The sequence below is a fragment of the Sporacetigenium sp. TC11 genome (assembly GCF_058146105.1).
Genome location: NZ_JBYVNY010000002.1, coordinates 493,639 through 507,331, shown reverse-complemented (window position 1 = coordinate 507,331; position 13,693 = coordinate 493,639). Strand labels below are relative to the sequence as shown.

The following is a 13,693-nucleotide window of genomic DNA, read 5'->3' as shown; positions in this document are numbered from 1 at the left end:
ATTTATACTTATGTATATATCAAAGTATAAATGTACAATTTAGTGTATGTGTTGAAAATAAAATATGATATAAAACGACTTTTTTATTTAAAAAATATAGAAATATATAGTAAAAAACATATACTTTAATATATAATAATTAGTAAAGAATATAATGTTTATTATTTTCAATTTACATATATAAATATCGGGGGTTGTTTGAGATGAAATTATCAGAAAAGCATAAGCATATATATGATAAATATATGAATAGTATAAAAAAGGCGAGTTTTGATATAAAGGTAATAAAGATATTGAGCAAGTTTACTATTAAAAAAGAATTATCTTGTGAGCAAGAGGTATTAGCTATAGAAGGAAATATGACAGATGTATCCAAAAATAATAAAAAGAGATCATATACATTTTACAACGGAGACGTATATATAGGCAAAATGCTAAATGGAAAAATGAATGGAAAAGGCGTTTATATGTTTTCTGAGGGAAGCTGGGCAGGACAGGAATATGTAGGAAGTTTTGCTGAAGATATGAAAAGCGGAAAAGGTATGTGTACTTTCCCAAACGGGTCAATGTATATAGGGGAGTGGAATAAAGATAAAATTCATGGCATTGGAAAAATGGTATATCAAAGCAAGGATGAATACTTAGGAGAATGGGATGAAGGTCAAAAACAAGGTATGGGAATTTACAAATGGGATGAAGGTAGTGTATATGTAGGGCAATTTAGAAATAGTAAAATGGAAGGAAAAGGTACATGTTACGATAGATTTGGTAAAGTTATATATAAAGGTGAATGGAAAAATAATTTAAGCCACGGTAAAGGCATTTATATATGGGATGAACATAGAAAGTATGTAGGTGAGTTTTTATATGGCAAAAAACATGGTACGGGAACTTTTTATATAGATGGTGAAGTAATGTACAAAGGTGAATGGAGATTTGATAAACCTTGTATATTTGATAAAACAATAGATGAATTAAAAACGGCTTATATTACAGAATAGACATTAAATATTAAAAGGTTATCATTTAAAAGATAACCTTTTTTAGTCTTTATTTTTCTTTTGTTTAGACTCATCATCTATTAAAAATTGTCTAGTTTTACCCATTTTATAAGCTAAATCTATGATTTTCGCTTCTTCTTCCGTTAAAGATCTAGATAATATTTTTTCAAATTCCCTAAATAGAGAAGTATAATCTATTTTTTTTGCAACTCTAGGAGTAGCATTTCTTGGTCTATAAGGAGTATATATATAAGTATCTGGAACTATTTCATCAGAATAAATAGCTTTGAATACTTTTGTTGTATAATAGGCATCGTTAAATGCGTCGTGATAAGACTTTTGTTGTTCTATCTCTAACAGTTGTATAGCATTTTGAAGACCAATACTTTTTCCTGTTGGATTTTTAAAATAAGCTGATGCATAGTGTTGAATATTTATGTACAGCGTAGGTATTGTTTTATGTGGAAGTCCGTAATAGTATATATTTCTATACAATTCTTTTAAATCTCCGCTGCCCCATACGCAAAGAATATTATCTTTTCTACCTATAAATTTTTTGAAGCTTTTATAAACATCAGGAAAGTAAGGCGCATCTTTTACCATCTTATTTTTAATTCCAGTCATATTAGTGATAAAAGGGTGAACTCTATTGTATATTTTAGGTTTTACATAGCTATTAAAAGTATCTATTACATTTAAATCTTTATCTAACTTTAAAGCACCTATTTGAAGTATTTCAAAAGGACATTTTTCATTTGGGATAGTTTTATTAGTTTTCTCGTCAAATCCTTGATTAAATTCTAAGTCAAATACTATATATTCCATATAAATCTCTCCTAGATATATTTTCCTTGTATCTTTACTTAGTATACCCTATAAATTGGTTTTTTGTACAGATTATCTATTATATTAAATATTATTATATGTTTTTTTATACAAAACTATTGTAGATATTCGCAATAAAATATATAATAATATTCATAATTAAATAAAAATAGAATAATATTCACTACTAATACGTATATTTATTGAAAATTAATTTTAAACATACGTATCTATAGCGAATAAAAGATAAATATAAAAATTATAAAATATCAAATGAGGGGGAAGACAGAATGAAAAATCTATTATATGTAATAGAGCCTAATAATCATGATAGTATAAATTTGAAGAAAATATTAGGTGAAAATCCGCAGATAAGATTCATATCTCTTATGGGCATAGATTTAGGAGGAAATGCCACAGATGAGAAAATACCAATGGAAGTATTTTTAGATGATATAGATAAGTTTATAAAATCTGGAATACAAACTGATGGCTCTAGTGTTGAACTTCACGAAATAGCTACATTAAACAATGCAAGGGTAGATTTGCTTCCGGATACTAGTGCTAACTGGTTTATAGATTATAATTTTGATTATATAGATGAAGAAACTAATCTTCCAGTAGGAACACTTAAAATACCTGCATTTTTAGTTCACGAAGGTAAAAAAGTTTGTTCAAGGGGTATTTTAGAGAAAGCAGTATTAAATTTTAAAAGTAGTTTAATGAACATATTTAAAGAACATCCTCATATGATAAACAGTATAGGGATAAATAGTGTAGAAGACATAGATAATATAATGTTAACATCTGCTACAGAACTTGAATTTTGGGTAAAAACTCCAGAAGATAAAGCTGATTTAGAAAGATTATATGTTTCTCAAAGTTTAAAAGAACAATATTGGAAAAGAACTCATGGAATTATAAGAACGGCACTTGAAAAAAGCTTAAGAATGCTTCAAGAACTAGGTGTAGAACCAGAAATGGGTCACAAAGAGGTTGGTGGTATAACAAGTTCAATTAGTATAGATGGAAGCACTAATCATGCTATGGAACAGTTAGAAATAGACTGGAAATATTCTAATCCAATGCAATGTGCTGATAATGAAATAGTAATAAGAGAAATAGTAGAAGATGTATTTACAAGACATGGTCTTGAGGTAATATTTAAGGCTAAACCACTAGACGGAGTTGCAGGAAGTGGGGAACATACACATGTAGGTGTAAGTGTCAAACTTAAAGACGGAAAAATAAAAAATCTATTTTCACCTATAGAAATGACTAAAGATTATACAAGTGAAATAGGATATGGTGCCTTAATGGGAATGTTATATAATTATGAAGTATTAAATCCATTTGTAACTTCTTCAAATGATGCATTTAATAGATTAGTTCCTGGATTTGAAGCGCCAGTTTGTATAGTAACGTGTTTAGGACATACGTATGAATTGCCATCAAGAAATAGATCTATATTAGTAGGATTAATAAGAGATACTGAAAACCCACTTGCTACAAGATTTGAATTAAGAGCTCCAAATCCACTATCTAATACTTATCTAGTAATAGCAGGTATGTATCAAGTTATGCTACATGGTATAGAGGCTGCAGCAAAGAGTGGCTTAAATACTAAAGAACTAGAAAAAGAAATTTCCAAAGATATCGGAGAAGAAAGTTTTTATTTAGAAACTAATAGAGCTTATAGAGATGAGAATGATGTATTTGAACATTATAATATGGAAGAGAGAAACTTAAGATACGGTAGACCACCAGCAACAGTTTATGAAAATATGAGTAATTTAGACAAGTATGATTATAAATTAGACTCTCTAAAATCTGGCGATGTGTTTACTGATAAGATAATTAATTCTTTCAAAAAAGGGTCGATAGATAAATGGACTAAAGAACTTAGAGATAGAATAATAGAAGATAATATGCAGATAATAAGAGAATGTAGAAAACTTCATATAAATGACTCTATGGATGTTATTGATGAAGTACTATGGAACAAAGTAGAGGAACTTAGATATTACCTTATGAAAGATACTTTAACAAAAAAATCTTTATTTACTCAAATAAAAGATGCTTTGGAAAATAAAGATTTTGAGTTGGCGTCTAATTTACAATTAGAAATGAAATCTAAAATGAAAGAAATACAAAGACTATATATTCAATACAAGAAAAACTTATATTAAAAAATAAAGAGGTATCGAATTTCGATACCTCTTGTTTTAAATTTTAAATAAAAATACTAAATATTATATAACCAATAAAGTATAAAGATAATAAGCTTATTATTTTGTTATTGTAATAAAGAGTTTTCTTTGAGTAGAATGACTTTTTAATATATAAGTATATTGCATTTATCTTATCTATTACTAGAATAAAGCTTAGAACCATAGCAAGTGGAGTGTTTACTATTATTGCACTTATAACAAAGAATGGCAACAGATATAATGTATTATATAAGAAGCCTTTATAAGATAAAGAGAAAGTATGTTTATCCATATACTCAATTTCTTTTAGATTACAATACATGTTATTTTCATAGCACTTTTTAGATATAGTTAAGTCCTTTAGGGTATTAATAATGAAAGGTATTAAAGTTATTAGATATATAAATTCAAACCATCTTAAGTTAGTATTCATAAAATCCCTCCTCTATAAACTTGTTACTATAATATATGTTAAATATTATAAAATGGGACTAAATTTAAATATATAATATCCATATACAAGATGAAAGAGTGTATATAAACCAAAATAAATTATGATATTTAGTTAAAAAAGGAAGAATATTATTTATATTCTTTTGAATTTGAATATGAAAGTCACTTTTATATTCCATTTTCAATACATAAATATATAGATTTCTAAATAAGTATAATGATAGTGATAAAAGCATAGATATAATGCTTATGATACCGAAAATATTTATTATCCCACGAGAAATTGTCATAACAGTCCCCCCTTTAGATATAGATAATAATATGATATTAAAGTCAATGTAATTTTGTGAGTGCTAGAATACAATTTAATTTAAATTAAAAAATTAGGAGGAAACTACATGAGTTTTATAAAAAAGGCTATGGCGAGTATGTTAGGCATAGGAGGTACTAAGATAGATACCCAAATAATATCGGGTCATATAGTTGCTGGTGAAAAAATAGAAGGAATAGTTTATGTATATGGAGGAAGTGTAGAACAACAATTAGAAGAGCTACAGTTAGAAGTTAAAACTCAGTATGAGAAGGAACATGATGATAAAAAAATAAAACTAATATCTACTGTACAAACAGTTCCTATAGCTATAAATAGAGTCATATCTCCAGGTGAGGATATAAAAATACCATTTTCTTTTGTATTAGATCCTAGAACTCCGATATCAGTTGGAAAATGTAGAGTATGGATATCGACAAGGCTTGATATAATAGGGGGAGTAGATAGTACTGATGGAGATGCAATAACAGTAAAATGTAGTAAATATATGAATAATGTTCTTCAAGTTATAAACAGTATGGGATTTCATTTGAGAGAAGTCGAAAACACTTATACTAAATACTCGTATAATAAATTTCCATTTGTTCAAGAATTTGAATTTGTGCCAAGAAGCGGAGAGTTTAGAGGAAAACTTGACGAATTAGAAGTTATATTTATACCTAAAGTAGATGGAATAGATATAATATTTCAAATAGATAGAAGAGCAAAAGGAATTGCAGGCTGGTTATCTGAAGCATTAGAGATAGATGAAACTGATGTAAGAGTCAAATTTACTTATGAGGAATTATTACACGAAAAGTATATATACAACGAATTAACTCAAATAATAAAAAGATATTGTTAAAAGGCTATCCAAAATGGATAGCTTTTTTATTATTACTAATGTAATGTATATAAAACATGTAAGTTTTTTGTCAGATTTTAATACACGAAAACAATATAAATTTAAAGGAAAATCCATTACAAACATAGAAAAGTACAAAACACAGAAAATTATGATTATATTTGTTTTTATTTAATGTAGGGGGAGATTAATATGAAAAAAAGACTGGCATTAGAGTTAGGTATATATATTATATTACCTATAGTACTAGGGAATATGCTAGAAAAATCACTTATTCACTATGCTATTGTATTATCAATATTGGGGGGGATAATATATACCTGTATAAATAAAATTAAAAATAAAGCTTGTAATTCATCAGGGATAATAATGTTATCACTTTTAGTTATAAATATGACTTTAAATTTATTTTCAAAAACCCAGTACGATTTAATTATCAAAGAAATATATTTTTTAATAACTTTATCTATTTTAATTGCAGCTTCTATAATATTTAAGAAAAATGTTATTATGCAAATTTTCAAAGATATATTAGAGATATTAGGATATCCAAGGTCTAATATTGACAATATCTTCGGGAAAAATGAATTGGATTCATACTTTAATTCTTTTACATCTTTAGTTATTGTGCATTTACTTATTGTATCTTTTATAAAAGTACATTTTATACTAATGTATGGATTAAATGGAGCTGTTCAATCGCAATCTTTATCTAGTTTCATAGGTTTTATATTTATTGCCACGGAAATTATATTGTCTACATTAATGGTAAATAGAGTAAGGCTAGCACTAAAATTTAATAGTATTATAAGCTATAAAAATTCGAGAGTAGTATATTTTAATAAATATAAAAACACAAAAAAAGCAAATTAAAAGTCTTCGCAATTGAGGTAAACTAGTAACTACCGCAATTGCGAAGACTTTATTTTTCAATTAATTCTAGAATATATTCACCTACACTATAAGGATTTATATTGTTTTTGAAATCGATTATATTTTCTTTCATAAATTCAATTTTATCATCTAACTTGCCCTGTATAAGACTTATAAGATGTTGTTGTAATTCAAATTCATCTTGATAAACAATACCTATACCTTTATCTATAATAAATTTTGCATTTTCTATTTCTTGGCCAACTTTCGGAAGTTTCGCTATAACAGGTATCTCGCAATTTATAGCCTCGAATAAAGTTGCTCCACCTGGTTTAGTTATTATTATATTGTGAGAACACATTAGCGATGCCATATCCTCTACAAAACCCTTAACATTTATATTTTTTAGCGGTTTTTTATTTGTGAGTGATTTATAAGTTTTTTCATTTCTACCAGTTACTATAGTAACCTTAGACTTATAATTGTTTTCTCCTATAAAGTCATCAAGCCAATATACAAAATCTTTATCTACATCAAAAGCTCCTCTTCCACCACCCATTATCAAAATTCCATTTTTATCCAAATCTTTTTTTAAGGATTCTGTAAATAAAAAGTTTTTCCTAACGGGGATTCCAGTAACTTTTAGTGTATTATGATTTATACCTTTATGTAAAAGTCTATTTTTTATTTCTTTTGACGGAACTAAATACATATCTGTGTTAGGAAATAACCATTCCATACTGTCAACTACATCTGTTATTACAGTTACTAAAGGAATATCATTGTTTTGTTTATTTTTGAATCTAAAAACGCATTCAGAGGCAACAGGAAATGTAGAAACTATAAGTATTGGATCTAATTGTTTTATATAATCAACAAGTTTATTTATATATACTTTATAAGTTATATCGTATTTTGGGTTATGAGATTTTTTTATATAATAATAGTAGTTGTATAAAGCAGGAGTGTATTTAGTCTGAGTTTCATACAACTTTATTAAAGGTTTATCTATTTTAGGAATACTAGCTTGGATAAAATTTTCTATAACTACATTATATGAACTATCTATAGCTAATATATGTTCTTTCACTGCAGTTGCAACACTTATATGGCCAGCTCCGAAGTTTGCAGTAAGCACTAAAATAGTTTTGTTAGAAGTCAAGTCAAACATTAGTTCACCTCTTTGAGATTAAAATATTACTAGTTATATAGATGTATTATACACCTAATGCCTATCTTTATCAATTATATACTATTATATACAAAATTGTGATTTTAGAGTTAAAAATTGGTTATACTATTTAATGAAAAATTAAATGAGGAGAGATGAAATTGAGAGTCTATGATTTTAGAACTGTAGTTTTTTCAAAAGAAATTAATATAAATAAAATAGCTAATCAATTTAATATATTTAAAAAATATAAATGGGAAGATCCTTTTATATTAAAAAGTAGTGATTTAAATGGAATAATAGAAGATATGGGGAATGAAAAATATATTTATATGTTTTCTTTTGGAAGCTGTGTTTTTATAAATATGAATGATAATGAAATAAAAAGATTTATAGAATATATAGAAGAAGAAAATAAAAATGGAGAATATATAAGAGTAAATAGATCATATATAGAAAAATTTCATGATGATTTTAGTTTAGAAATAAATGAAAAAGAAAAAGACGTTATACTGGATGAAAAGATAATCATATCAGAACTAAAAGATAACTATTTAGATATAATATCCATTGTGCTGGCTAAATCCGTCGCTCTTGAAAGAGTAGAACACGAGATATTTAAAATATTTGATAAATTTGAACCTACATTAGATGTGCTAGAAAGTGGGAAACTTAATATAAGAGATAAATATTTAGCAAAACAAGCAGCTAGCATATTAAATTTTAAGTATGCTACAGTATCCTACATAATGATAGATGAGACACCTGACTTAGCATGGGAAAACAGTGAATTAGGGGAACTTTATAACAAACTATCTAAATTTTTCGACTTAAACGACAGATATGAAAGTGTAATACATAAAATAGATATACTAATGACAGTACTTGATAACTTTACAAATTTAGTTCATGCACATAGATCTACTATGTTAGAATGGTGGATTATTGCATTATTTATATTTGAAATAATATTAAGTTTTATACCCCATTAATTAACGGAAGAGTACATATTTTATTTGTGCTCTTTTTTTTGGAAATGTAATATCTAGCAGTATTTTGTAATTATAAGCAGTACGAATAATAGAGGATATAAGATAAATTTACAGTAAATTAATATATATAGTTTTAAAAGGGGGTGAAAATTTTGGAACTAGTTAAAGAATTGGAAAAACCAACTTCTAAAAAACAAAAAGAATTAAATAAGGAAAGCAATTTAAATAATAATATATCAATTCTTAAGACTATAATTTATTCAGCAATAGGTATATTAATATTTTTCATACCATTTCCTATAAATAACGAAAAACATGTACTTATAAATCATTCATATAAATTTATTAAGCAAAACTTAGGAAATTTTACAGATATATATCTTATAATTATAACAATAGCTGGCAGTATATCTCCTTTTATAAATAAAGGACATGAGAAAAATAAGATAAAAAAGTTTTACTATATACTTAGAGCTGTTAGCATTTTTATTGTATTTATGGCCGTATATAATCTAGGTCCAGATTTTTTATATAAAGAAGATATTATCCCTTATATTTATGAAATAATTATAAAAGCAAGTATTTTAATCCCTTTGACATCGATATTTCTAGTTTTTCTAACAGATTATGGTTTACTAGAATTTGTAGCTGTGTATTCAAAGAACACAATGAAATTATTATTTAATACAAATGGAAAATCAATTGTAAATTTGTTACTATACATTTTCAGTGGATATTATAGTGGGTTTTTAATGACAAATAAACTATATAAACAAGGAAAATATACACAAAAAGAAGCGTGTATAATATCTACAGGTTTTTGCATAATGCCTATAAGCTATATAATTACATTAGCAGATGAGTTAAAATTAAATAACTATTTAAATATATACATAATGGTATCTATACTTATAACTTTAGGTGTAACCGTTATATCATCTCGGATTTGGCCATTAAACGCAAAAAAATCAGTTTATATGAAAGACAAAAAAACAAAAGAAAAAGGTGCTAGAAAAAAAAGATTTAAAAATGCATTAAAAGAAGCCATAAAAACATCTTCGAATTCTCAATCCTTAATAAAGAATATAGCAAGTAATTTAGAAGATTCATTAGTTGTAAGTATGAATTTTATACCTAATGTAATTATGTTTATATTTATAGGATATATTATTTTTAATTATACATTTTTATTGGATATTATGGCACTTGTTTTTTATCCGATAAATCTTATGTTAAAAATACCTGATTATGTTTTAGTGTCTAAGGGGAGCATACTGAGTAGTATAGATGTGTTTTTAATACCAAATGAAATTTCAGGAGTTACAAGTATATTCACTAGATCTATAATAGGTGTAGTATCGGTAGCTTCTCTTATCTCATTTTCTAATATAATTCCATTAATATTTTGTTCAAATATAAGTATTAATTTAAAGGAACTAATAATTATATGGACTCAAAGAGTGGTACTTAGTTTAATAATAGCTTCATTATTATTTTATATATCAATAGGATATAAGATGGTATAAATTGTAAAAATGATATATAATTTTATTAAATATCATAAAATATATAATACTTGACGGGGTGATTTATATGAATAACAAAAAATTAGCTGAAAAATATATTTATGACATATTGAATATACCAAGTCCAACAGGCTATACAAAAAATATAATGAATTACATAAAAAAAGAATTAGATATTTTAAATGTTAAATATAGAGAAACTAATAAAGGAGCTCTTATAATTACTTTAGATGGTAATAACAGTGATTATCAAAAGACACTATCAGCTCATGTAGATACCCTAGGAGCTATGGTGAAAAATATAAAAGCTAGTGGCAAAATAGAATTAACTCAAATAGGTGGATTTATGATGAATTCCATTGAAGGAGAAAATTGTAATATACATACTAGAGATAACAACATAATAGAAGGAACTGTACAAACTATAAAACCATCTGTTCATATACATGGAGATGAAGCAAGAAACTTACCAAGACTTACACAAAATTACGAAGTGATTTTAGATGAAAAGGTAGATTCTAAAGAAGATGTAGAAAGTTTAGGTGTAAACATAGGAGATTTTATATCATTTGATACTAGAACTAAAATAACAGACAGTGGATTTATAAAATCTAGATATCTAGATGATAAATCTTCTGTTGGAATTTTATTATATGTTATAAGATATTTATCACAAAATAAAGTTAAATTAAATGATACTATAAATTTTTTTATAAGTAATTATGAAGAAGTGGGACATGGTTCATCTGCGTCCATACCAGAAAACACAAAAGAGTTTATAGCTGTAGATATGGGATGCCCAGGACAAGGACAAAATTCAACTGAGTATGCATGTTGTATATGTACAAAAGATTCTTCAGGACCTTATGACTATGATTTAACTAACAAACTAGTAAATATATGTAAAGATAATAATATAGAGTATAAACTAGATATATATCCGTTTTATGGTTCTGATGCTTCAGCTGCATTAAAAGCTGGCTGGGATATAAAAACAGCATTAATCGGTCCTGGTATATTTGCATCTCATGGGTATGAGAGAACACATATGGATTCTATAATGGCTACAACTGATTTAATAATTAAGTATTGCCAAGAATAGCAATAAGAGGTATGAAATTCATACCTCTTATTTAAATTAGGTTTAATAGTTGTAAACTATTACCTAAAGAAAAAATATTTCCATTTAGTAAATTCATTACTAATAAAATTACTACAATTACTAAACCTATTCTAAGTGCAATACTAGTTAAAAATTTAAAAATGTTCCAAGCTAAACCTAATAAAAATATAAGTATTAATAAACTAATAATATTCATAATATACACCTCTTAAAATATATTATATATTATATTATTAATAATTGATAAAAAATTTACTAAATATAATTAATGAGTTTATATATTTCTAATATAAAATAAAGGTTGGGGGATTACATGAATAAATTAGTTGAGATTTATAGAGGAAACTTAGTAGAAAGTTCTCATTACGGACATATAGCAGTAGTAGATAGTGAAGGAAACTTATTATATTTTTATGGAGATCCATATAGAATTACTTATGCAAGATCATCTATTAAACCAATTCAAGCAATACCTGTAGTTGAAACAAATGCAGTAGATGAATTTCATATAGAAGATAGAGAAATATCTCTTATGTGTTCATCTCATAATAGTGAAGAATTTCATGCACAGTGTACCAGAGAAATACTTAAAAAGGCTAACATTGGTTTAGATAAACTACAATGTGGAACTCATATACCACTATCAATAAACGCCTATAAAGATTTAATATTAAGTGGGAGAGATTTAACATCTGAGTATAGTAACTGTTCAGGAAAACACTGTGGTATGTTAATAACTGCAAAACATATGAATGAAGATATAGATACATACTTAGATATAAATCATCCTGTACAACAAAGAATAGTGGAAGTGTTATCAAACATTTGTGATTATAATAAAGATAATATAATAATTGGAGTAGATGGATGTGGAGCACCTGTTCATGCACTACCTCTTGAAAGATTAGCATATGGATTTGCCAGGTTGTCAAAACCAGAGCTTTTAGGGGAAGTAAGAAAAGTAGCTGTACAAAGAATAACTAATTCTATGACTACATATCCAGAAATGGTTGCAGGAACGAAAAGATTTTGTACTGACTTTATGAAAGTATGTGGGGATAAAATGTTCGGGAAGGTAGGAGCAGAAGGAGTTTACCTAGTAGGAATAAAAGAAAAAGGAATTGGTATAGCAATCAAAATTGAAGATGGAGATATGTCTATAATATATTGTGTAGTCCTTGAAGTTTTAAAACAACTAAAAATGATAACACATGGAGAATTAGAAAAACTTATAAATTATTATAATCCTAAAATATTAAATGCAAGAAAAGAAGAAGTAGGGGAAGTGATACCAAATTTTAAGTTAAATAAATAAAAAAAGCCTTCTTCTATTATTTGAAGAAGGCTTTTATAGCAATTTCTTTCTAGACATAAATAATGTAGCTAGTATGGAAATTCCACATACTAAACCAACGACTATCCAGAACCCATAAGGATGATTTGCTAGTGGAACCGAAACATTCATTCCAAATAAACCTGATATCATAGTAGGAACAGACAATATTATAGTAACAGAAGTTAAAACCTTCATAACATTATTTTGATTATTAGAAACTATAGCACTAAATGCATCCATGATTCTACTTAATATATCTCCGTATATCTGAGCCATTTCAATAGCCTGTCTATTTTCAATTATAACATCTTCTAATAAATCTTCATCATCTGCATATTTACGTATAGATTCTGTTCTAAGCATCTTTTTAAGTACAACTTCATTTGCTTTTAGTGAAGTTGAAAAGTAAACTAGTGATTTTTCAAGTTCAAGAAGCTGTATAAGCTCTTTATTTCTCATAGATTTATAAATTTGAGTTTCAATAGCATTTGTCATCTTACTTATTCTTCTTAAGTATTGTAAATAATAACTGGCATTTTTATATAAAATTTGTAATATAAATCTAGTTCTTTTAGAAGTATAAAAATGCTTAACATGCCCCGCTATAAAGTCATTTAATACCTTAGTTTGAGTAGTACATACTGTTATAATACATTCTTTAGCAAGTATTATACCTAAAGGAATAGTAGAGTAGTGAGTAGATTTTATATCACTTTCATCTACTGGAATATCTATTAAAATAAGGGTATGATCTTCCTCAACATCTATTCTTGAACGTTCTTCTTCGTCAAGGGCAGATTTTATACTGTCTATATCTATAGAAAAGTTATTAGCTATTTCTCTTATTTCATTTTGCGATGGTTCAACTAAATTTACCCAACATCCTGATTCAAAATCAGTCAGTTTTTCTAGTTTATCATCTATAGTCTTGTAATATCTTATCATCGCTATCACATCCTTTATGCAGTTTTAAAACACAATAACTAAAAAACTTATACTTATATTATT

The 13,693-nt window shown here is 26.5% G+C and carries 13 protein-coding genes; 8 read left to right on the top strand and 5 right to left on the bottom strand.

Features of this window, described 5'->3' with window-relative positions:
• The first annotated feature begins 203 nt into the window (after positions 1-203).
• Entirely contained in the window at positions 204-1,001 is a 798-nt protein-coding gene (locus ACUSRV_RS05500) for an MORN repeat-containing protein (protein ID WP_490140924.1), read from the top strand.
• Positions 1,002-1,043: 42 nt separating this feature from the next.
• Here ACUSRV_RS05500 and ACUSRV_RS05495 read toward each other — a convergent pair whose 3' ends face one another.
• Positions 1,044-1,826: a 3'-5' exonuclease gene (locus tag ACUSRV_RS05495; RefSeq protein ID WP_490140923.1), complete on the bottom strand. Its 783-nt coding sequence runs from the start codon at positions 1,824-1,826 to the stop codon at positions 1,044-1,046.
• Between the two features lie 290 nt (positions 1,827-2,116).
• Here ACUSRV_RS05495 and ACUSRV_RS05490 point away from each other — a divergent pair, with 290 nt between their 5' ends.
• Positions 2,117-4,015, top strand: coding sequence for a type I glutamate--ammonia ligase (locus ACUSRV_RS05490; RefSeq protein WP_490140922.1), 1,899 nt, complete (start codon positions 2,117-2,119; stop codon positions 4,013-4,015).
• A 43-nt stretch (positions 4,016-4,058) separates the two neighbouring features.
• Here ACUSRV_RS05490 and ACUSRV_RS05485 read toward each other — a convergent pair whose 3' ends face one another.
• Positions 4,059-4,469, bottom strand: coding sequence for a hypothetical protein (locus tag ACUSRV_RS05485; protein WP_490140921.1), 411 nt, complete (start codon positions 4,467-4,469; stop codon positions 4,059-4,061).
• Positions 4,470-4,887: 418 nt separating this feature from the next.
• On the opposite strand from ACUSRV_RS05485, the gene ACUSRV_RS05480 reads away from it, so the two are divergent.
• Positions 4,888-5,664, top strand: a complete 777-nt coding sequence (locus ACUSRV_RS05480) for a sporulation protein (protein WP_490140920.1) — start codon at positions 4,888-4,890, stop codon at positions 5,662-5,664.
• A gap of 192 nt (positions 5,665-5,856) precedes the next feature.
• The gene (locus ACUSRV_RS05475; protein ID WP_490140919.1) at positions 5,857-6,537 is read left to right on the top strand and encodes a hypothetical protein; all 681 of its coding nucleotides are present in this window, start codon (positions 5,857-5,859) and stop codon (positions 6,535-6,537) included.
• Between the two features lie 49 nt (positions 6,538-6,586).
• Here ACUSRV_RS05475 and ACUSRV_RS05470 read toward each other — a convergent pair whose 3' ends face one another.
• Positions 6,587-7,708 carry an MGDG synthase family glycosyltransferase gene (locus tag ACUSRV_RS05470; protein ID WP_490140918.1) on the bottom strand — a complete coding sequence of 374 codons (1,122 nt, stop codon included), beginning with the start codon at positions 7,706-7,708 and terminating at the stop codon, positions 6,587-6,589.
• A 161-nt stretch (positions 7,709-7,869) separates the two neighbouring features.
• On the opposite strand from ACUSRV_RS05470, the gene ACUSRV_RS05465 reads away from it, so the two are divergent.
• The 3 genes from ACUSRV_RS05465 to ACUSRV_RS05455 all read left to right on the top strand — a co-directional run bounded on the left by ACUSRV_RS05465 (position 7,870) and on the right by ACUSRV_RS05455 (position 11,328).
• Positions 7,870-8,700 carry an RMD1 family protein gene (locus ACUSRV_RS05465; protein WP_490140917.1) on the top strand — a complete coding sequence of 277 codons (831 nt, stop codon included), beginning with the start codon at positions 7,870-7,872 and terminating at the stop codon, positions 8,698-8,700.
• 152 nt (positions 8,701-8,852) lie between these two features.
• Positions 8,853-10,226 (top strand): YjiH family protein, encoded by a 1,374-nt coding sequence (locus tag ACUSRV_RS05460; protein ID WP_490140916.1) that lies wholly within the window; start codon positions 8,853-8,855, stop codon positions 10,224-10,226.
• Between the two features lie 67 nt (positions 10,227-10,293).
• Positions 10,294-11,328, top strand: a complete 1,035-nt coding sequence (locus tag ACUSRV_RS05455; protein WP_490140915.1) for a M42 family metallopeptidase — start codon at positions 10,294-10,296, stop codon at positions 11,326-11,328.
• Positions 11,329-11,359: 31 nt separating this feature from the next.
• Here the strand turns inward: ACUSRV_RS05455 and ACUSRV_RS05450 are convergent, their stop codons facing one another.
• Positions 11,360-11,545: a hypothetical protein gene (locus ACUSRV_RS05450; RefSeq protein WP_490140914.1), complete on the bottom strand. Its 186-nt coding sequence runs from the start codon at positions 11,543-11,545 to the stop codon at positions 11,360-11,362.
• Positions 11,546-11,662: 117 nt separating this feature from the next.
• Between ACUSRV_RS05450 and ACUSRV_RS05445 the strand changes: the two genes are divergently transcribed.
• Positions 11,663-12,664, top strand: coding sequence for an asparaginase (locus ACUSRV_RS05445; RefSeq protein WP_490140913.1), 1,002 nt, complete (start codon positions 11,663-11,665; stop codon positions 12,662-12,664).
• 33 nt (positions 12,665-12,697) lie between these two features.
• Here ACUSRV_RS05445 and ACUSRV_RS05440 read toward each other — a convergent pair whose 3' ends face one another.
• Positions 12,698-13,630, bottom strand: coding sequence for a magnesium transporter CorA family protein (locus tag ACUSRV_RS05440; RefSeq protein WP_490140912.1), 933 nt, complete (start codon positions 13,628-13,630; stop codon positions 12,698-12,700).
• Positions 13,631-13,693 lie beyond the last annotated feature (63 nt).

Excerpts from the sequence above, each read along its gene's own strand:
- ACUSRV_RS05500 (WP_490140924.1), top strand. The coding sequence starts at position 204 with ATGAAATTATCAGAAAAGCATAAGCATATATATGATAAATATATGAAT.
- ACUSRV_RS05495 (WP_490140923.1), bottom strand. The coding sequence starts at position 1,826 with ATGGAATATATAGTATTTGACTTAGAATTTAATCAAGGATTTGACGAG.
- ACUSRV_RS05490 (WP_490140922.1), top strand. The coding sequence starts at position 2,117 with ATGAAAAATCTATTATATGTAATAGAGCCTAATAATCATGATAGTATA.
- ACUSRV_RS05485 (WP_490140921.1), bottom strand. The coding sequence starts at position 4,469 with ATGAATACTAACTTAAGATGGTTTGAATTTATATATCTAATAACTTTA.
- ACUSRV_RS05480 (WP_490140920.1), top strand. The coding sequence starts at position 4,888 with ATGAGTTTTATAAAAAAGGCTATGGCGAGTATGTTAGGCATAGGAGGT.
- ACUSRV_RS05475 (WP_490140919.1), top strand. The coding sequence starts at position 5,857 with ATGAAAAAAAGACTGGCATTAGAGTTAGGTATATATATTATATTACCT.
- ACUSRV_RS05470 (WP_490140918.1), bottom strand. The coding sequence starts at position 7,708 with ATGTTTGACTTGACTTCTAACAAAACTATTTTAGTGCTTACTGCAAAC.
- ACUSRV_RS05455 (WP_490140915.1), top strand. The coding sequence starts at position 10,294 with ATGAATAACAAAAAATTAGCTGAAAAATATATTTATGACATATTGAAT.
- ACUSRV_RS05450 (WP_490140914.1), bottom strand. The coding sequence starts at position 11,545 with ATGAATATTATTAGTTTATTAATACTTATATTTTTATTAGGTTTAGCT.
- ACUSRV_RS05445 (WP_490140913.1), top strand. The coding sequence starts at position 11,663 with ATGAATAAATTAGTTGAGATTTATAGAGGAAACTTAGTAGAAAGTTCT.
- ACUSRV_RS05440 (WP_490140912.1), bottom strand. The coding sequence starts at position 13,630 with ATGATAAGATATTACAAGACTATAGATGATAAACTAGAAAAACTGACT.